Annotated in this window: 16 protein-coding genes; 8 read left to right on the top strand and 8 right to left on the bottom strand. The window is 61.2% G+C overall.

Annotation, left to right across the window (positions count from 1 at the left end; translation table 11 throughout):
• Nucleotides 1-113: 113 nt before the first annotated feature.
• A complete protein-coding gene (locus ACTHN9_RS29770) occupies nucleotides 114-1,889 on the bottom strand; it encodes a hypothetical protein (protein ID WP_440540422.1) in 1,776 nt (591 codons plus the stop codon).
• A 15-nt stretch (nucleotides 1,890-1,904) separates the two neighbouring features.
• Nucleotides 1,905-3,614 (bottom strand): Hsp70 family protein, encoded by a 1,710-nt coding sequence (locus ACTHN9_RS29765; protein WP_440540421.1) that lies wholly within the window; start codon nucleotides 3,612-3,614, stop codon nucleotides 1,905-1,907.
• Nucleotides 3,615-4,493: 879 nt separating this feature from the next.
• Here ACTHN9_RS29765 and ACTHN9_RS29760 point away from each other — a divergent pair.
• Both ACTHN9_RS29760 and ACTHN9_RS29755 read left to right on the top strand, forming a co-directional pair.
• On the top strand, nucleotides 4,494-4,928 hold the full coding sequence (locus ACTHN9_RS29760) for a hypothetical protein (protein WP_440540420.1): 435 nt from the start codon (nucleotides 4,494-4,496) through the stop codon (nucleotides 4,926-4,928).
• Nucleotides 4,925-5,329 carry a hypothetical protein gene (locus ACTHN9_RS29755; protein ID WP_440540419.1) on the top strand — a complete coding sequence of 135 codons (405 nt, stop codon included), beginning with the start codon at nucleotides 4,925-4,927 and terminating at the stop codon, nucleotides 5,327-5,329. Before ACTHN9_RS29760 ends, ACTHN9_RS29755 begins: the two co-directional genes overlap by 4 nt.
• A gap of 421 nt (nucleotides 5,330-5,750) precedes the next feature.
• Here the strand turns inward: ACTHN9_RS29755 and ACTHN9_RS29750 are convergent, their stop codons facing one another.
• The 3 genes from ACTHN9_RS29750 to ACTHN9_RS29740 form a co-directional block, all read right to left on the bottom strand.
• Complete coding sequence (locus tag ACTHN9_RS29750) at nucleotides 5,751-6,194, bottom strand: CPCC family cysteine-rich protein (protein ID WP_440540434.1); 444 nt, start codon at nucleotides 6,192-6,194, stop codon at nucleotides 5,751-5,753.
• Nucleotides 6,195-6,392: 198 nt separating this feature from the next.
• On the bottom strand, nucleotides 6,393-6,770 hold the full coding sequence (locus ACTHN9_RS29745) for a DUF4087 domain-containing protein (RefSeq protein ID WP_440540418.1): 378 nt from the start codon (nucleotides 6,768-6,770) through the stop codon (nucleotides 6,393-6,395).
• Nucleotides 6,771-6,951: 181 nt separating this feature from the next.
• On the bottom strand, nucleotides 6,952-7,407 hold the full coding sequence (locus tag ACTHN9_RS29740; protein WP_440540417.1) for a hypothetical protein: 456 nt from the start codon (nucleotides 7,405-7,407) through the stop codon (nucleotides 6,952-6,954).
• A 200-nt stretch (nucleotides 7,408-7,607) separates the two neighbouring features.
• Between ACTHN9_RS29740 and ACTHN9_RS29735 the strand changes: the two genes are divergently transcribed.
• Nucleotides 7,608-8,156, top strand: a complete 549-nt coding sequence (locus tag ACTHN9_RS29735; RefSeq protein ID WP_440540416.1) for a GNAT family N-acetyltransferase — start codon at nucleotides 7,608-7,610, stop codon at nucleotides 8,154-8,156.
• A gap of 107 nt (nucleotides 8,157-8,263) precedes the next feature.
• Here ACTHN9_RS29735 and ACTHN9_RS29730 read toward each other — a convergent pair whose 3' ends face one another.
• Entirely contained in the window at nucleotides 8,264-9,211 is a 948-nt protein-coding gene (locus ACTHN9_RS29730; protein WP_440540415.1) for a nitrilase-related carbon-nitrogen hydrolase, read from the bottom strand.
• 94 nt (nucleotides 9,212-9,305) lie between these two features.
• On the opposite strand from ACTHN9_RS29730, the gene ACTHN9_RS29725 reads away from it, so the two are divergent.
• The 5 genes from ACTHN9_RS29725 to ACTHN9_RS29705 all read left to right on the top strand — a co-directional run bounded on the left by ACTHN9_RS29725 (nucleotide 9,306) and on the right by ACTHN9_RS29705 (nucleotide 16,340).
• On the top strand, nucleotides 9,306-10,199 hold the full coding sequence (locus tag ACTHN9_RS29725) for a LysR family transcriptional regulator (protein WP_440540414.1): 894 nt from the start codon (nucleotides 9,306-9,308) through the stop codon (nucleotides 10,197-10,199).
• Nucleotides 10,200-10,370: 171 nt separating this feature from the next.
• Entirely contained in the window at nucleotides 10,371-11,279 is a 909-nt protein-coding gene (locus ACTHN9_RS29720) for a YihY/virulence factor BrkB family protein (protein WP_440540413.1), read from the top strand.
• 377 nt (nucleotides 11,280-11,656) lie between these two features.
• The gene (locus tag ACTHN9_RS29715; protein WP_440540433.1) at nucleotides 11,657-12,820 is read left to right on the top strand and encodes a porin; all 1,164 of its coding nucleotides are present in this window, start codon (nucleotides 11,657-11,659) and stop codon (nucleotides 12,818-12,820) included.
• A gap of 305 nt (nucleotides 12,821-13,125) precedes the next feature.
• Nucleotides 13,126-14,790, top strand: a complete 1,665-nt coding sequence (locus tag ACTHN9_RS29710) for a phospholipase C (protein WP_440540412.1) — start codon at nucleotides 13,126-13,128, stop codon at nucleotides 14,788-14,790.
• Between the two features lie 197 nt (nucleotides 14,791-14,987).
• Entirely contained in the window at nucleotides 14,988-16,340 is a 1,353-nt protein-coding gene (locus tag ACTHN9_RS29705) for a cytochrome-c peroxidase (RefSeq protein ID WP_440540432.1), read from the top strand.
• 119 nt (nucleotides 16,341-16,459) lie between these two features.
• Here ACTHN9_RS29705 and ACTHN9_RS29700 read toward each other — a convergent pair whose 3' ends face one another.
• Both ACTHN9_RS29700 and ACTHN9_RS29695 read right to left on the bottom strand, forming a co-directional pair.
• Nucleotides 16,460-16,909 carry an HU family DNA-binding protein gene (locus ACTHN9_RS29700; RefSeq protein WP_440540411.1) on the bottom strand — a complete coding sequence of 150 codons (450 nt, stop codon included), beginning with the start codon at nucleotides 16,907-16,909 and terminating at the stop codon, nucleotides 16,460-16,462.
• 262 nt (nucleotides 16,910-17,171) lie between these two features.
• Nucleotides 17,172-19,280, bottom strand: a complete 2,109-nt coding sequence (locus tag ACTHN9_RS29695; RefSeq protein WP_440540410.1) for a phosphocholine-specific phospholipase C — start codon at nucleotides 19,278-19,280, stop codon at nucleotides 17,172-17,174.
• Nucleotides 19,281-19,409: the final 129 nt, after the last annotated feature.

Raw genomic sequence — 19,409 nt, 5'->3', positions numbered from 1 at the left:
AAGCAGCAACGTCCGGGACGCCGCTCCTCCGATTACGCGCGCGCATCAAGTGAATGACTACAGCCCCAGGCCACCGTCGCTAACGGCGCCGGTTACCTTCTATCCCCTGAACCTTACGCTTGCGCACGGCCGATTGGTTCTTTGCTCGCGTTCCTGGCGCGCTTCATCTCAACAGCAACGGGGAGGCATAGGACCAAAAGCGCGCAAGCGGCTGCCAAGTTCGGTGTCATAAGGCCGAAAACCCACCAGTAAAGGACGATCAGAAAATTGCGGAGCGGAAACGGAATGGCGTCGGTGATTCGTGACCATGATGAACCGGCAAGCATCCCGCTCAGCACCGGCACCATGACTGAATACAGTCCCCACGCGTAGCCCGACTGAAACGTCATCAGGAACGTGACAGTTGCTACGATCCATGCAACACACAGGGCCATGGCGACCCGCGGTCGTGCCGCGACCATTGAGCGAAAAGAGGCAAGAGCGAAACGCAGGAAGTATGTGGCCAGTACGCCATGAGCGAGAGCAAGTATCCAGAGCGGCCGATCGACCGCAGCCCAATGACCGACGAAGCCAAGGCCGACTGCGAAGGTCAACGTCGTGAAGAGTAGTCGCCCCACCGACATCGGACCATGGGCAAATGCAGCCCAAAGTGTGCAGCCTGCGAGCGCCGCCGCCGCGGCGTTAGCCCCAACCCCGTATGGGCCGGTGGCAAGAGCGGTGGCGACCGTGACGAGCCACACGGCGATCCAGCCATAGCGGATCCATGCGTTCTCGCGCACGCTCTGGATCCTTGCCCTTTGCTCTTGTGTGAAGATGACCATTGCGGCCACGCCAGCCACGTAGGTCATTACGCCGAGCGACGCAAGCACGATCTGCAGCGTGCCCCACGGGCCGCCCCAGTCACTGTCATTCTTTCCCCGCATCGTCGATGCACACGCAACCAACACACCGAACCATAGTGACTGGAAGACGACGGGCAGCACCAACCCGGTAATCCACGTCCGCAACGACTGGCGACGTTGCCAACGCTCAATCAGGCTCGCGTCTATCCGAACTTGCCGGACGTTCTGATAGTAGTAGTTCAGCGATTGGATGAGCGCATCCATCTCCCGCTCGAGTTCCCGGTCGAACACGACGCGCCTCATCCGCTTCCGCATACCTTCGCCGTCTTCGAGCAGGGAGATGGCGGCCGGATAGCGCTGGCTCAAGGTCTCGTAGTCGGCGTCGGCGAATGCGCGCGAGAGGGCGACGTTGGCGACGCCGGCGTCACGATTCAGCAAGTGCTTATGATCCTGACGCCATTCGAGAACGTCGCACAAGTTGATGCGTAATCGGGGCGGTGTGTCATCGCGCAGGCAATGAAGGATAGCCTGCCATTCGAGCTCTTCTCGAACCTGGAAATTCACCACAGCGGCAAATAGATTGCTGACGTCATTGCGCGACCTGTAGTTCATCGGGTCTGCGACGAAATCCTGCCAGCGTTGCATCGCCTCTTGTACGGGATCGGACCTCCGATGTCCTTCCGTCTTGCTAGACTTTGCAAGCGAGGAGTTCCTATCGACATCGCTTTCTGCGGCGTCGTGCGAATCCCTCGCGATCGATAAGGCAGCATCATCCGATATGGCCAATGCAGCTGCAGACGGAATCGCGACTGCAGGAACATCGCCGGCTTGTGCCGATTCGAACTGCGGTACTTGCGCATCTCCCATCGTCGCGTTTTGCGCGAGTACCAGCGCAAACTCGTAAGCGCCGCGCAAGCGCTGGAAAGCGTCGGGATCCGTGTCCGGCCGCTGCTCTTTGAGGATGCGAGCGTAGGCACGGCGAACTGACCGTTCATCCGCACCGGGCTCGAGGTCGAGCACGCTCCAGGGCCAAGGCTTGGTTTGCACGATGTCCCACCGCCTTTAATACGTTTGCGTAAGGTCGAGACGGTCGAGCACCTCACAAAGGGCCTCTCTCGCGCGCGCGATCTCGTCGGCGTCTTGCCGCTCCAACTGCGACTGAAAGCGCGCGATCTGGGACGCGAGATAAGTCCGTTGATCGCCCAACAATTCCTCGTAAAGCCGGTCCGCGCGGGCGAGCAAGGCGCGGTTCTCGATCTGATCTCTGGGATGGATCTTCAGGTCAGCCAACTTCGCCAGGCACTCCCGCACCTGCTCCGCCGAAAGTACGCCTGGATTGTCTTCGATCACAATGGACCGCGTCTTTCCATCCGGAAACGCTGTGGCTTGCACTTCTAGCACGCCACTCACGTCGTATGTGAAACGCACGTCGGCGCCAGCCTGGCCTGCAGGTTTCAAAGGCACGTCGAGATTAAACTCTCCGAGCGCAATGTTATCGGCAGTCAAGCGCGCTTCGCCTTGAAAAACCTTGATCGACAGGTGCCGCTGCTGCGGGTGGACCGTCACTATCCGCTGCATGCGACTGACCGGAACCGCCGTGTTGCGCTCGATAATGGGTAGGAAGTGCCCAGGAACGAACTGATTCGCGGCGACTTGAATCGAGGTGTCGATACCGAGGCTATATGGCGCGACGTCGGTCAGCACCATTTCTTCGAGGGCGGCATCGCGTCCGATGAGTCCGGCTTGCACTGCGGCACCCAATGCAACGACTTCGTCGGGATTCAAGCGCATCGCAGGCAGGCGCCCGAACATACGCGTCACCAGCTTGCGCACGACGGGCATACGCGTTGCCCCGCCGACCAGGATCACTTCGTCGAGCGAGCCAACCGCGATTTTCGAATCGCGCAACGCCCGCTCCACCGGCTTGCGCAAACGCTGAAGAAGAGAATCGAAGAAATGCTCGATTTCCGCGGCCGTGGTTTGCAGTTCGTACGAACGGCCGTCTAGCGTGACATTGAGTTCGACCGTTTCAGTGCCATCTTGGGTGAGTCGGCGCTTTACGTATTCGGCCTGCCGCTGCAACCGCTGCCGATCGGCAGATCCGAGAGAACCGAGTCGCAGATCGTTGCGCGTGGCGAACAGGTTGACGAGAACCTCGGTGAAGTCTTCCCCGCCAAGATAGTTGTCGCCCGTGCTCGCACGCACTTCCATCACGCCCTCGAAGAAATCAAGCACCGAGACATCGAACGTGCCACCGCCGAGATCGAAAATGAGGAATTTGCGCTCCGTCTCACGATTCTGCACGCCGTAAGCGAGCGCCGCCGCTGTTGGCTCGTTGATCAATCGCAGCACGTTAAGGCCGGCGAGTTCTCCAGCGATACGCGTGGCCTTGCGCTGTGCATCATTGAAGTAGGCTGGAACTGCAATGACCGCATCGCGGGCTTCGGTGCCTAGAAAAGCGTCGGCGTCCGCCTTCAGCGCCTTCAGTACAAGCGACGAAAGCTCTTCGGCCCGAAAGTAGCGCGAACCGACGCCGAACTTGCGATCGGTACCCATGTACCGCTTGAAGTTGGCCGCGGACGCTTCGGGGTGTGTCTGCAGACGATCGTAAGCGGGACGCCCGGTCAGGATCGAACCGTCGGCGTCCATGGACACGCACGACGGTGTGAGAACCTGCCCCAGTGCATTGGGGATCAGGATTGCTTCATTGTTACGCCACAGGCCGACCAAGCTGTTGGTCGTGCCAAGATCGATGCCAATGATCGAGGACATATCCGTTATACAGGCTTATAGGCACCTGCTCTCAAGGCACCTTATATTGTTATCGCTCCAGCGCTGGGAACGCGCATCGCGGACCAACTCGGGTTAACGGAAAATTTTGCGAAACCTTGAGCGATGACGGGAGCCCCGTGATCGCGAAGAATAAAGTCCGTCTTGCGGCGCTTCCCAACGTCGTTGGCCGTAGTCGCCCCATTTCTGCCCGTCGGGTTTCTCCAAAGCGGTCTGACGCGCGGTGACGGATCCTTCGTGTTTCGCTTCTACGAAGCGGCCGTTCGCGATCTCCCGCAGCCGGCCAGGAGCAGTCAGTCGACTGGGAGACGGAGATCGTCGACAATGCAGATGTTCTTGGATTGTTAGGTAGTGGAAAAATGCGCGTTGTCGTTGCACTGCTCGCTTTCATGGCCAGCAGCCTTGCTTACGCGGGCTACGACGTTCACATCACCCGAAAATCTTTCTGGGCGGAAGCCTCGGGGCCAAGAATCACACTCGAACAATGGAAGGCATACGTTCAGTCCGACCGGCAAGTGGTGAACGATCCTGCAAACGGACCAACGGACTTTCTCGTAACGGTCAGAGGAGCAGCCTTTCCGCTTTGGTACAACGCGGAGCTGGGTGAACTCTATACAAAGGACCCAACGGACGAAGCAGTTCACAAGCTCGGGGATATCGCTAGGGCGATGCGAGCGAGAGTTCAGGGCGATGACGGCGAGTCGTACCCTGCTAAGCCGTGACCTCTGGTACATGTAAGCTAGGAGTCGACCAGCCGCAGATAGTCGACACGGTTACCAGGATCGGGACAACTTTCGCGGGGGGCCGCGCGCCTCAGGCTCGTGGTAAGCACACAAACTCGACAACGAAAGAGCCGCTCGAATGTATAAACCGTGGAAGCCCCTCGGGGAAATCGTAAAAGGCGACCGGCCGGGCTTCGAACTGACGATCTGCGGGCGCAGCCTAACCGTGAACCGCCATGTTTGGCGCGAACGAATCTGTATTTCGAGAATGTGCCTGAATTTCCAGCACAGCGTAGCGGGTTTCTATCTTATCGACGAAAGCGTGGAAGTTACGTCGAACCACTCGCCGCTTCCGCAAGAATTCGACAATTCGGATGCGGCATGGCGTGGATGCGAAATGTGGGTCGAGGAGAACAGCGCGCGGATTGACCTATACGGGGAGCTTGGAAAAGTAAATTATGAGAAGTTACACAGCTACTACATGGTCGGGCAAGATGTTGTGCTCGTGATCGACGCCGAAAGGGAGCCGACCGTTATCGAGTTACCGGCATCTTCGCTACCAGTGTGGGAATGACTGTTTTCGTAAATTGCGACAGTCGCCCTCGGGTCGTATTATGCCATTTGCGCTGCGGCCAGCCAGAGGCGAGGATCGCGCTCGGTCGTCGGGCGCTGAACGGCCACAAGCGGCCGTTGAAACTTTGTCAATGGGATTTTTTGGGGCATGCGTTTCGCATTACATTTTGTCTTTCGAAGGAAGACATGGATGCATTAGCCAAGGCACTGGTACTCGCCGTTAGGTATATCGATCAGCGGAGCAGCTTGCACATGGAGGACGACGACGTGAACGCGCTTGAGGAGATTGCATCCGCACTCGCATTCGTATCAAAAGCAGAGCGCGATGCCTTTGTCAGAGCCGCAACGTCGCTTGGCTTCCCCGAGCTAGTGGAGCAGCTCGACTTAGAGCCGCCGCAATGAACGCGTTGCAAGCGCGGCATCTCACGTGACAGACGGCTGGCATTGCGTCGTTCAGTGTGTGTTCGGCTACATGTCTCGGGAATCAGCGTTCCCGTTTGAGAACGTCTACCGACCGTTTCGGGTCGGGGCCTGCCGTACGACTCGCGGACGGGAGGCCCCGACCCTGAAGCGACCTTCAGTTTCCCCGCCAACGGACAGTCGCGAGCAACGATGCAGATCGTTCGCTCGGGGCGGTCAACTATTTGGCTAGCTCCGCAAGGTCGATATACTGTCGTCGCGGCGGGGGGAAGGACACCCCGTCAGGGGCACCAGTGGGTAATGCCGACCGCGCCCAGGGTCTTGGGCACCGTCTGCGTAAGAGTCAGGCGCAGACCATGCCCCGCCGCAGCGCTTGATTCAAGTTTGCCGCTGTCTGCGGCGACTATGCCTGCCGAGCCCAATCTATCTCGTCGTCCGCCGGTCTTCGAACATGGGGTAATGCTCTTTCCTCACACGCGCCGATCATTTCGTAATTGCGGCGAGCCTCCGAGAGAGACTGTCGATTTGCGCCGCCAGCAAAATCAGGATCGCGTGTTTGAATTAAGTCATCCTCCCAAAAGCAGATCGGGCAGACTTCGTATGATCCAGGACAGAGATCGCGAAGGGTACGGTGGCCACAACACTCACACACTCTGCGGTGGCCTGGAGCACAGCTCTGCAAGTCAGTGCTTGGAATAGTCGCCAGCGCTGATTGGCCCGCGCCAAGCGGGAATTCGACTTCATAGGCGGCAACCAGTCCGAGATCGGAATGGACGAGCACGACCGTTCCTACAGTTCCTGCCCTCACGCGCAGTGTCGAGCTTTCGCCGATTGTTTGCGCTTCCATATCCCGGGTCGGGACAACCAGGTCATTTTCTGAGATTGAACGATTCTCTTGAGCCATTGTTGCGATCCGCAGGTATTACGATGCCTCGATTCCCATGGCGCGGATTGTCGAGGATCTACGCCCGTATGTCGACTGTCCGCTTGTGGCCGATGCCGGACCTCCCACACAGACGGCAGGCACCCGACCTCCCCCGCACTTTCACGGCAAAGGCAGTGAGCGATCGGCCTTACAACGCTTCAACGGAAGCACCTTGGCAGAATATAGCCGTACGACCGTACCGGCGCCTTTGTCGACGTCCATATCGATGCAAGCGCATCCGTAGCCGTGTCCGCCCGCATTGGTAACGACCCAATCGCCCGAACTCATGTCAGGAAGATTGTCGAATCCTGGGACTGGCCGCTCTCCCATAACGGAAAGCGTCCAACTTCCGTCCTTGTCGTCGAGCCACCAGTTGGCGGGCGTCGGGTTTTGCAACCAACCGCAGCGCTTTTCCCGAGTAGTCGCAGCCGCATGTGAACAGAGTAACGCAGCCGAGATGCAAAAGAAAAACGCGCGGACTACCTGACCAAGATTCATGGAATAGGACGATCCAAGAATAGTTCGTTGAGGATCTACACATCGACAGCGGATGACCGAAACTGGCCGGCAAATGCCGGACGGGAAATCATCACAAGAAGTCACCGCCAGCGACGTTGCAGGCGGCATTCGGCAAATTATCGCCGATATCGGCAATACAGGCGAACATCTAGTTTTAGCCCTATCCGAACACGCAGCTTCGCCGGTCTCGCAGAATCGCTTCCAGCTCCGAATCGTTCTTCCACCCGAGCAACAAACGGCGACATACGGCAACCGCAAGCACGGCGAGGATCGGGGCAACAACCCACTTACTCAAATGAAGCGCGGCGCTGAGGATCGACCCCAGACCGATGAAGATCGGAATCGAATAAAGTGCATCGGAAACAGTTGTATCGGCCGATATGAAGTCGCCGGACACAGGATCAATCCACGCAACCAGGGAGCCTTTGTCGGAACTTGCGAACGCGCCGACCGTGTCATTTCCGGAACGGGCTTTGACGATACCGCGAACATCCAACGTATAGACAGTCGCACCATCCACATGCAGGCTCAACGTAGTATAGCTGCGCATTCTCTGACAGTAGTAAACGTCCAGATCATTGATCGGCATGATGGTGAGGCTCTTCGCTTCGAACATTGCAGCCCTCCCCGGATACGTTGGACAGCCCGTCCGTACCCGAACATAGATCAATCACACCGGCTCTACGGCAGCCAAACGTGAAACTTGAGGGATCGGCAGGACGGCCGTTTCGGGACATGGAAAAGACGAAAACGAAAAATTGTGCTTACCACCTTGATACACTCCCGATCACTCAATTGCCGGCTTCCAGCATTCAAATGCCCGTCCGCGATGCTTCGACTTTATCCACCGCACGTCTAACGCTGCGCCCGCCCCGGGCGGAGGACGCCATTCCGATGTTCGCCATGTATTCGGACGTCGAATTCATGCGCTATTGGTCGTTTCCCGCGATGACGCGGATCGAACAAGCGGTCGAATATCTCGCCCGCCGGATGCAGGGATCCGCGTCGGACACCGATCTTTTCTGGACCATCGAACTCGCCTCGACGCAAGAAACGATCGGCACGTGCTGTCTGTTCAATGCCGACATCACGTCCAAGCGTGCCGAGATCGGCTTCGGCTTGCATCGTCCGTTCTGGGGCAACGGTTATATGAGCGAGGCGGCGCGCGCCGTCGTCGATTGCGGGTTCGAGTTGTTGAAATTGCATCGGATCGAAGCGGAAATCGATCCTCGCAACGCCGCATCGGCGAAAGTGCTCGAACGCCTGGGTTTCGTCCGGGAAGGGCTGCTGCGCGAACGGTGGATCATCGACGGCGAAATCTCGGATGGCGCAATCTATGGGCTTTTGCGGAGCGATCCTCGATAACCATCGGCGCATCGAGCGCAGCCGTCGAGCCAAGGACGGTAACGGCTATCGGAACGTTTAAAATTGGCGCCCGCTTACCGCCAGCCCCCTAGCCCCCCCAGTCACAGTCACCGCTTCCTAGCGACCACGGCCAAGCTCACTGCCACGGATCCCCGCGCGCACGTTCCACGCTCGGCTTGCGGCCAGGGACGGGCATCGGCATACGATTGCGCTTCCGACGCGACAAGCGAAGCGTAGAGTTCCGGTTTGCGTGCGGCAAGCCAGCGGCGTGCATCGCTTCGCTGCGCGAGATCGGGATCGATCGATGCCTTCGCCACGGGAAGGCCCGGGCGCACGCCCGCGGCAATCACGACGCCGCACGGATCGGCGATCAATGCGGCCCCGGGCTCGCGTGTGCCTTTCGGTCCAGCCTGGGCATCGCTAAGCACGGCGAACATGCCGTTGTCGCCCGCGCGGGCCGCCAGCGAATGGGCAGACCAGTTGGGCCGAGACGACGCACCTGCCCCAAGGCTGGTGCAATGAGGGGCGACGAGCAATGTGGCGCCCTTGAGTGCGGCGACACGCGCATTCTCGGGCATGTAATTATCCGCGCCGATCAAAATACTCATCTTCATTCCCCACGGCGTATCGAAGACATCGAATCGCGTCCCGCTCTGCAGATGCGGGCTTTCCATCGTATAGACCTTGCGTTGCACGTGCTGCGCACCGCCCGGCATGCATACGACGTAGCTGTTATAGAGCGCCCCATCGTCGCCGCGCTCAATCCACCCCACCCCGGCCGCCACACCCGTCGCGTCCACCGCTTGGGCCACGGCGCTGATCGATGGACCATCGAGCGGCTCGGAAAGCGCTTCGAGTTCCGTTCGACGCAACCGCTCGATGCGCCAAGCGAGCGCGAGACTCATTTCGGGAAAGACCGCGAAGCTCACCCCGTCGCGCGCGACATCGGCAAGTCGATCGGCAAGCCCCGAGACCAGCGCGGCATGCGCGGTCGCACCGGAAGGGGCAAACGGCAGCGCGGCGACGCGCAACGGGGAAACGGGAGACCTCGACATGGCGGAATCGAATCGGCGATGGGATGCCTCTATTGAATCGCCTCACAATCGATTAGTAAAATGAATGCTTTTACCGGTTCGATTCCAAAAACGAATGGATCTCAAACTGCTTCGCGCCTTCCTGACCGTGACCGAACTCAGGCACTTCGGCCGTGCCGCCGATGCCTTGCATACGAGCCAACCGGCGCTGAGCAAGCAGATCGGTGCATTGGAAGCGAGCCTCGGCGCACGCCTATTCGAGCGCGGCCGGCATGGCGCCGAACTCACCACCTTCGGTGCGGACTTTTTACCGGACGCGGCCGCGCTCGTGCGCGATGCGGACGACATGTTGCTGCGCGCGAAGGAAGCGAGCGGCGGTAAGCGCGGCCGGTTGCGCGTGGGTTTATGTCTGTCCGTGCTGACCATCGCCCCCCGCTTGATCGCCGATTTCCGTCGCTTGCATCCGAACGTGAGCGTGACGCTCGTCGATCTTTCGTCAGCGGAACAAACCCGCAGGATCCTAGCCGGCACGCTCGACGTCGGCTTCATGCGCGTCTCGCGCAACGACGAACTCGCCAATTTTCCGATCGTCGACGAATCGCTCGCCCTCGCCATTCCGCAAGAAGCACGGATCAAGCGTCTGCCGGCCGATTTGAACGTCTTGAACGAGATCGGCTTCGTTGCACTGGCCCGCGCGCGCCAAGCTCGCACCGCCGATCAAGTCGATCGCTGGTGCGCCGAGCGCGGCTTCACGCCGAGGATCGTTCAAGAAGCGCAGGACATTCAATCCGTGTTGGCCATCGTGGCGGCTGGCGTGGGCGTCGCGTTTGTCCCGTCGCGAATGCGACATTTGTTGCGCGACGCCACCGTTCTCACGCTGCAAGGCCCCCACGCGCGTTGGCGTGTGGGGCTCGCCTGGCAAGCTGGGCGCGACGACGTCGTGACGCAGCGTTTTGTCGCGTTTGCACGCGCGGCGCTCAAGCGGCAACGCGCCGCCGCGGTCGCTTGAAAATCGGCCGCAACGAATGCCAGGCCCTGCAACGACATCAGCCGCGCATCGAACACGCTGCGGCGAAGCAGCAAAACGCAGCGGTGCCGCTAGCGACCTCGCCCCCGTAAAGAACAGGCATGTTGCCTGCAACAGCGAAGCGCATCGGGACGCGTAAGCGAGGATCGATCGATGGCTTCATTCACGCTGCGTGAACTGCCGCGCGCCGCGCGCAACGAAGGCGCCTGCGCGGTCGACGCGGTGCAGCATTTCGGTGACGACCGCTGCACGACAATGGCCGCCGGCATCGCCTTCTACTCCGCGTTTTCGTTGGCGCCGATGCTCGTCATGGTCATCGCCGTGGCGGGCTGGTTTTTCGGCACCAATGCCATTCGAGGGCAAATCTTTCAAGATGCCCATTTGCTGATCGGCGACGAAGCCGCCGCCGCGATTCAGATGATCGTTGCCAATGCGCGCTCGCATAGCGGCTCGGGCGGCTTCGCCGCATTCATCTCGTTCGTGGCACTGGCACTCGGCGCGTCGGCCACGTTCGCTTCGCTGAACACGGCACTGTCGATCATCTGGCCGGCCGATGCGTCGCAACGCGTCTCGAGCGTCATGGCACTCGTCAAAGTCCGCTTGATTTCGTTCGGTCTCGTGCTGGGCGTCGCGTTCCTCGCAATCGTCTCGCTCGTGCTCGATACGGTCGTCAGCTATATCGGCGAATGGCTCTTGGGCGGGACACCCTTCGTCGTCATCGGCGACATCCTGCAACTGGCACTCGGCGTGGTGGTGCTCGCGTTCGCCTTCGCTGGGCTATTGAAATTCCTGCCGGATGCGCACGTTGCATGGCACGACGCGCTCACGGGCGGCATCGTCGCCGCCCTGCTATTCACGGCGGGTAAGAAGTTATTCGCGCTTTATCTGGCCCATGCCGGGCTGTCCAATGCATTCGGCGCCGCCGGATCGCTCGCGGTTTTATTGATGTGGCTGTACTTTTCCGCGGCAGTGCTGTTGCTCGGCGCCGAATACGCGGCAGCAAGAGGACGGCGTCGTATACGCGCCTATTTACGCGCACAGTCGAATAGATCTGACTATTAACGCGCACGGCGCCCATTACATATTTCGCCTGTTTTGTCCAGTTACGGCTTGGCGCTGCCGCGGGGCACGATGTCGCATTCGTGTGCGCGGTGCACCGTTGTGCTGCCAGCAACTGCATCATGGTGACTTCCAACGATGCTCGGGGCGAGCGGTACGCCCGGATGCTGGGAAAACTTGCGCCATTGCGTCGCAGTTTTGCACTTTCCCTAATTAAGTATTTCAAATGCGGCAATAATTCGATATGCCATTTTTACGCCCTTGCGGGCCGTGCTGTTTCGTTTTGGCGACAGTGCCTTTTTTTCCGTTTCAACCTTTCAAGGACATTGCGCTATTCTCCTCCCCGCAACAGTCTAATAAACGTTTCGCGTGGAGAAATGATGAAAAAAATCGCTTTGTCAACCCTCTCGCTCGCCTTGCTCGGCGCCGCCGGTGCAGCGCATGCGCAAACCAGCGTGACGCTCTACGGCGTGATCGATAACTCGCTCACGTACGTGCACAACGCCAACGGCAACAAGAATCTGTGGGCGCTCGGCAATGCGAGCGGCGGCGACTTGGCCGGCACGCGCTGGGGCCTGAAGGGTCAAGAAGATCTGGGCGGCGGTCTGGCCGCGATCTTCCAATTGGAAAACGGCTTTAACCCGCAAGACGGTTCGCTCGGCCAGAGCAACGCCACGACGCGTCGCATCTTCGGCCGCCAGGCGTTCGTCGGTCTGACGAGCCAAACCTACGGTACGTTGACGCTCGGCCGCCAGTACGACCCGGTGGTGGACATGGTCCAGGGCATCACGGCCGATAACTACTTCGGCAGCGCGTTCGCCACGCCAGGCGACGTCGACAACTACGACAACAGCTCGCGTACGGACAACGCGATCAAGTACGTCACGCCGAACTACGCCGGCTTCCAGGCAGAAGCGATGTACGCATTCGGCGGCGTCGCAGGTTCGACCGGCTCGGGCCAAACGTGGTCGGTCGCCGCGTCGTACACCAACGGCCCGATCGCCGCAGCGGCAGGCTACTTCCATGCCGACAACACCAACACGCTGACGAACGGTCTGCGCTCCGGTTGGACGAGCACGTCGGGCGGCACGTTCGACGGCCCGATCAACGGCGATTACGTCACGGCCAAGTCGATCGGCATCGCACGCGTCGCAGGTCAGTACACGGTCGGCCCGTTCACGTTGGGCGCGAGCTACAGCAACGCACAGTACAAGCCGGACGGCTTCTCCGCGTACCGTGCGACCGAGAAATACAACTCGGGTAGCGGCTTCCTCAACTACCAAGCTACGCCCGCCCTGCTGGTTGGCGTCGGCTACACGTACATGAAGTCGAGCGGCGATTCGTCGGCAACGTACCACCAAGCTTCGCTGGGCGCCGATTACAACCTGTCGAAGCGCACGGACGTGTACCTCGTCGGCGCGTACCAGCACGCCAGCGGCAACGTCGCCGGCGGCGTGGCCGCCCAGGCGTCGATCGGTTCGTACGGCTACAACGGCACGAGCTCGCAAGAACTCGTCGCATTGGGCCTGCGCCACAAGTTCTAATAAGTTCGTTCGAGCAATCGACGAGAAAACAACCGAGCAGTACGCGGTATCAAGCCAGCCGGGCTTTCCCGGCTGGCTTTTTTTATGGCGACCGGGTTGCCTCACCGCGAATGGAATTGAAAGCTATGGAAATAGAGTCGAAAGCTAGATGCCTCGGACGCTTCATATATGCATGGTCCAATGCGCCGTCCTTCCGAAAAATAACCATCGTTCACCGCACGTTCCTTCGCTGTCATTCTCTCGGGATCGAATGACGACACCTCGCGAGAGGGCTTGCGGCAACGACACACCAGGAGTGCGTCCCCATGTTTCGCCGTAAGCTTCTTCCCGTTGCAGTAGCAGCCGCGTCGCTTGCCGTGCTCGCCGCATGCGGCAGCAGCAATTCCAATAGCGCAGCCGCCGTCGCAGCGATCAGTCTTCAAAACCTCACCCCGACCGCGACGCCGATCAAGCACGTCGTGGTGATCTACGGCGAAAACGTCTCCTTCGACCACTACTTCGCGACGTACCCTAACGCAACGAATCCCGCCGGCGAGCCGGCGTTCACGGCTGCCGCGGGCACGCCGACGGTCAACGGCCTCTCCGGCACGCTGCTGACGGCCAACCCGAACGCCAACGCGGCGCTCAACGGGACCGACGCGTCCGCTCCGTTCCGCCTCGATCGCACGCAAGCCGCGACGGCCGACCAGAACCACGCGTACACGGCCGAAGAGCAAGCCTACGACAACGGCGCGATGGATCTCTTCCCGAAATTCACGGGTAACGGCACGAGCGGCGGCGCCGGCGCATTCGGTACCAAGGGCCAAGTCATGGGCTACTTCGACGGCAATACCGTGACGGCAATGTGGAACTACGCGCAAAACTTCGCGATGAGCGACAACGCGTATACGGACACGTACGGCCCGTCGACGCCTGGCGCGCTCGAAGTCATCGCCGGCCAAACGAACGGCATGCAGATCGTCAAATCGTCGCGCAGCTCGTACTACACGGCCGACGGCCAAGGCGGCCTGACGATGATCAACGACGTCGACCCGGGCTTCGACCTGTGCTCGAGCACGACCGATCAAGCCATGATGACGGGCAAGAACATCGGCGACCTGCTCAACGCGAAGAGCATCACGTGGGGCGGCTTCATGGGCGGCTTCAACCTCTCGACGACGAACGGCAACGGCACGACGGGCTGCAAGCGCAGCACGATGTCCGCGGTGGTCGGCGCAGCAACGGCGGACTACATCCCGCACCACAACTGGTTCCAGTACTACCAGTCGACGTCGAATCCGCAACACTTGCGCCCGACTTCGACGGCCGCCATCGGCTACACGACGGTGCCGAACACGACCACCGTCGATCCGGCCAACCACCAATACGACATCAACGATTTCTTCGCGGCCGTCAGCGCCGGCAACTATCCGTCGGTCAGCTTCCTGAAGGCGCCCGCCTATCAGGACGGCCACGCGGGCTATTCGGATCCGCTCGACGAGCAAGCGTTCGTGACCAAGGTCGTGAACTTCCTCGAACAGCAGCCCGACTGGAAGGACACCGCTGTGATCGTCGCTTGGGATGACTCGGACGGCTGGTACGACCATCAATATCAACCGCCGACGTCGGCCTCGTTCTCGAGCGCGGATCAACTGAACGGCAACGGTATTTGCGGCACGGGCACGCAGCCGGCCGGCCTGAACGGTCAACCCGTGAACGGCCGCTGCGGCCCGGGCACGCGTCTGCCGTTCCTTGTGATCTCGCCGTACGCAAAGCAGAACTACGTCGACCACACGTTGATCTCGCAAGCCTCGGTCGTGCGCTTCATCGAAGACAACTGGCTCGGCGGTCAACGTATCGGCGGCGGTTCGTTCGACGCCACGGCCGGCAGCATCATGAACCTGTTCAACTTCTCGGCCTCGCCGCGCACGACGCCGCTGTACCTGGACCCGACGCAGGGTACCCCGGTCAGCACGCCGCCGCAAAGCTGATCGCCACGCATCGGCTAGCGCGCCAAACGGTGCGCTAGCTCGACGACGAGCCTCCACAGCCCGGCAACGGGCTGTGGTTTTTTGTTAGATCGCAGCCACGTTTCACGACCAACACGATGCAGCCGCTCGATTCCGCCTTGCCGCCCTCACCCGCCGACCGTGGCAACCCGCCCCCGCGCCGCCGCGCACTCGTTAGCATGGCCGCACTCGGCATCGCGCTGGCCGGCGCCTGCGCCTGGGCACTCGCGTATCCCGAGCGCACGCCTGCCGCCGTGGGCGACATCGTGGAGCAGTTGACGGGTGCCAACCCCCACCCGGTTCACCTCGAGCGGCCAGCCGTCGCACCGCTCAGCGCGATGGCACAACTCGGCAAGCAAATCTTCTTCGACCCGAGCCTATCGGCTTCGGGCAAGCTCTCGTGCGCGTCTTGCCACAGCCCCGCGCACGCTTATGGGCCGCCCAACGCGATGCCGGTTCAGCTCGGCGGAGCGTCGATGACGCTGCAAGGCGATCGCCCGCCGCCTACGCTCATGTACTTGTATCGCCAACCGAATTTCAGCATCGGACCGGATACCGCCGACGCCGACACGCAGGCCAATTTCGCGCAGGAAGCCGCAGCCGCATCGGGCGCCGCGCGCGCGCAAAAGACGGCCGGCGCCGCCCCGGCCGCGCCGGCCATGGTGCCGCAGGGCGGCATGTTCTGGGACGGCCGCGCCGATACGCTGCAAGCGCAGGCGTTCGGGCCACTCATGAATCCGGTCGAAATGGCGAACGCGAGCGAAGACGACGTCGCACGCAAGTTCGCGAGCGGCGCCTACCGCACCGCGTTCCTCCAACTCTTCGGGCCACGTATCTTTACCGATTCGCGCCTGCTGCTGTCGGAAGCCATGTTCGCGGTTGCCCGTTACCAGGTGGAGGATCCGTCGTTCCACCCGTATTCGAGCAAATACGATGACTGGCTCGAAGGACGTGCGCGCTTGACCCGCGCCGAACTGCACGGGTTGCAGCTCTTTAACGATCCGAAGAAGGCCAATTGCGCAGGCTGCCATTTGTCGAAGCCCTCGCCCGACGGGCTGCCGCCGATGTTTACCGATTACCAATACGAGGCGCTCGGCGTACCGCGCAACAGCGCGCTCGCGGCCAATCGCAGCCCAAGCTACTACGACATGGGCCTATGCGGCCCCTATCGCAAGGATCTCGCCGCGCAAACGCAGTACTGCGGCATGTTCCTCACGCCGACGCTGCGTAATGCGGCCACACGCCACGTCTTCTTCCACAACGGCGTGTACCACTCGCTCGACGACGTGATGAAGTTCTACAACCTACGCGATGTCGAGCCCGGCAAGATTTATCCGCGCGATGCGCAAGGCCACGTCTTGCAATACGACGATTTGCCCGCGAAGTATCGGGCCAACGTCGACAAGACCGATGCCCCCTTCGATCGCCATGCGGGCGACACGCCTTCGATGACGGACGCCGACATCAAGGACATCATCGCGTTTCTGCATACGTTGACGGACGGCTATCAGCCGAGCGGCAGCGCGCATTGAGCCCACCGCGCATAACCGGCTAAGCGTCCCGCCATCGAACGCCTCGCGCCGCGCGAGGCAACAAAAAACCCGCAAAGGCATGAACCTTTGCGGGTTTTTTACTGGCTTAAGCGAACGACTTAGGCCGAGGCTGCGTCCTTCAGCTTCTTCAGCGCACGTGCCTTGATGCGCACGCTTGCCGGCTTGGCCGGGAACCAACGATCTTCACCCGTGAACGGATCCTTGCCGAAGCGCTTCTTCTTCGCCGGCACGGCTTGCACGACGATCTTCAGCAGGCCCGACAGCGTGAACTCGCCGGCACCCTTCTTGTGCACCGAACCGAGGATCGTGTCTTCGAGCGCCGCGAGCACGGCCTTGACGGACTTCGGCTCGATAGCCGAGCGCTCTGCGAGGTGAGCAGCCAGCGAGGCCTTCGTGAAGGTGTCCTTGATCGGCGACGGGGCGCCGGACGCCTTCACGGCGACCTTCTTAGCCGCGGCAGTCTTCGCCGGAGCAGCCTTCTTGGCAACTGCTTTTTTCGCCGGTGCGGCAGCAGCCTTTTTCGCAACCTTCTTTGCGGAAGTAACCATGTTTCTCCTACCTGTTGGTCGTTGAACGCACGAAACGGGCACGACGTGCGCCGCTTCAACGCCGGATTCTACAAGCGCCGCGCGGCTTCATGCATTAATTTGTGTTTCGGGAGCGTGTTTACAGGGGGATTTGTTGCGCGCCGCCGACTATCGCGGCGATTTGAAGGGCTGTCGTCGACGGCGCAGCGCCATCGACGACGGGGATACAGGGTTTGTCCGCAAGGGACGTCCCCTAGATTTCATCGTCCCAAGCCGTTAGGTTTCAGGCCAGACCGAGCGCGGGATCGCTCATGCTATGACAGCCCGTTTCGACGTGACCGGCGAGCATGCGCACGAACAGCGGATCGGTGTCGACGGTCACGTGAAAGTCGTACCAAGCATGATGCGCGCGCAAATCGACGTACAGGTCCACACTTTCGCCACCCGGGACCCGGTGCGTCACGCGCTTGCCGCTGTAGGCGTCGGAGACCGTGAACTCGCACGCCGCGGTGCCCTTGTTTTGCAAGCTCAGCTCGATGTTGCCGTTCGCGACGTCGTACGACTCCACGACCTCCGGCACGGCCACGCCCGCGCTCCACCAATGCGCCGCGACGGCCCGGCCGGCGAAACGGCGAGCAAATCCGTTCGGCCCGTGCACCGCAAAATCGTAGCTGCCGTCCAAATTCAATGCGAATTCGTCGACGAGATGCCTGTGCGGCTCCACCGTATAGGCGCGCGGCGCATCGGCGCTGTGAGCCTTGTACACGTGGAACGCGGCGCCCGCTTGCCCGGTGTTCGTCAACTTCAGGCGCAACTGCCCTTCGCCGGCCTCGGCGTGCGCACGCGCGAAGAGTTCATAAGGCAACGCGCGTGCCGGACGTACCCCCGGTTCCTGCTGGGGCTTCGCCTGCACGAGCGGCGGCAGCGGCACGTAATCGGGGTGGCGCTGCTGGTCGGGCGGCACGTAGGCGTTCGTGCTCGGCAGCGTCGGGAACGCCGCATTAGGATTCGCGAAATCGAAGGCACGCGTCAAATCGCCGCAAACGGCCTTGCGCCAAGGGGTGATGTTGGCTTCGCTCAGGTTGGGCCCATGGCCGAATCGCCGCGCGATGAAGCGAATGATCGAGGTATGGTCGAACGTTTCCGAGCACACCCAACCGCCCTTGGACCACGGCGACACCACAAGCATCGGCACGCGCGGCCCGAGACCGTACGGGCCGGCCGGATACGTCGCGTTGCCCGCGAAATACTCGTTCGTCGTCTCCACCGTCGAGCGCCCCGACGCGTTCGACCACGGCGCGAACGGCGGCGCTACGTGGTCGAAGAAGCCGTCGTTTTCGTCGTAGGTGATAAGTAGCGCGGTCTTACTCCACAGCGTGGGGTTCGACGTGAGCACCTGCAGGACTTGGTCGACATACCACGCGCCGTAGTTCGCGGGCCAGTTCGGATGCTCCGAATACGCTTCCGGGGCGACGATCCACGACACCTGCGGAAGCGTGCCGTTTTGCACGTCCTGCTTGAGCCGATCGAAGTAGCCGCCGCCGGCAGCGACGTTCGTGCCCGTGCGCGCATTGTCGTAGAGCGGATCGCCCGGTTGGGCATTGCGGTATTGATTGAAGTACAGCAGCGAGTTGTCGCCGTAGTTGCCGATATAGGCATTTTGCGTCCAGCCCCACGATCCCGCCGCGTCCAACCCCGTGCCGATGTCCTGATAAATCTTCCACGAAATGCCGGCCGCTTGCAGCACCTCGGGATAGGTGGACCACGCATAGCCCGCTTCGGCGTTGTCGATGACGGGGCCGCCTCCCTTGCCGTCGTTGCCCACCCAGCCGGTCCACATGTAGTAGCGATTCGGATCGGTGGGCGTCATGCCCGAGCAGTGGTAGGCGTCGCAGATCGTAAAGGCATCGGCCAACTGATAGTGGAACGGGATGTCTTGGCGCGTGAGATACGCCATCGTCGTCGTGCCCTTCGCGCTCACCCATTGATCGTAGCGGCCGCCGTTCCATGCGTTGTGCGTGGTCGTCCAATCGTGCGGCAAGTCCTGCAGGAACTGCATGCCGAGGTCGGGCGCGCTCGGCCGAAACGGCAAGACGTAGCCGGCGTCGGCCGGCAAGGGCTGTTGCCATACGCTGTTGCCGTTCGGCAAGCGGATCGCACGGCGGTCGCCATACCCGCGTACGCCGCGCAACGTACCGAAGTAGTGGTCGAACGAGCGATTCTCCTGCATGAGGATCACGATGTGCTCGATGTCGGCGATACTGCGCGTCGCGTCGTTCGCGGGAATCGCGAGCGCGTTGCGAATGCCGGCGGGCAGTGCGCCCATCGCGGCGGCCGCGCCTGCCGCTTGAGCGGCGGCGCGCAGAAAATCACGGCGGCTTGTCGATGTCATATTGAATTCGTGTTTCTGACGAAGGAAGGGAACGAAAGACGGCCTCGCTTCACGGCGACGCGCGTCGGCTCACTACGGCAAAACGAACGACGGGAAGAGCAACGGACAGCACTACGGAAATCGGCGACG

The organism is Trinickia sp. (assembly GCF_051953405.1).
Taxonomy (GTDB): domain Bacteria; phylum Pseudomonadota; class Gammaproteobacteria; order Burkholderiales; family Burkholderiaceae; genus Trinickia.
The sequence above is the reverse complement of the archived record's forward strand: the minus strand, read 5'-3'. Positions and strand labels throughout refer to the sequence as shown.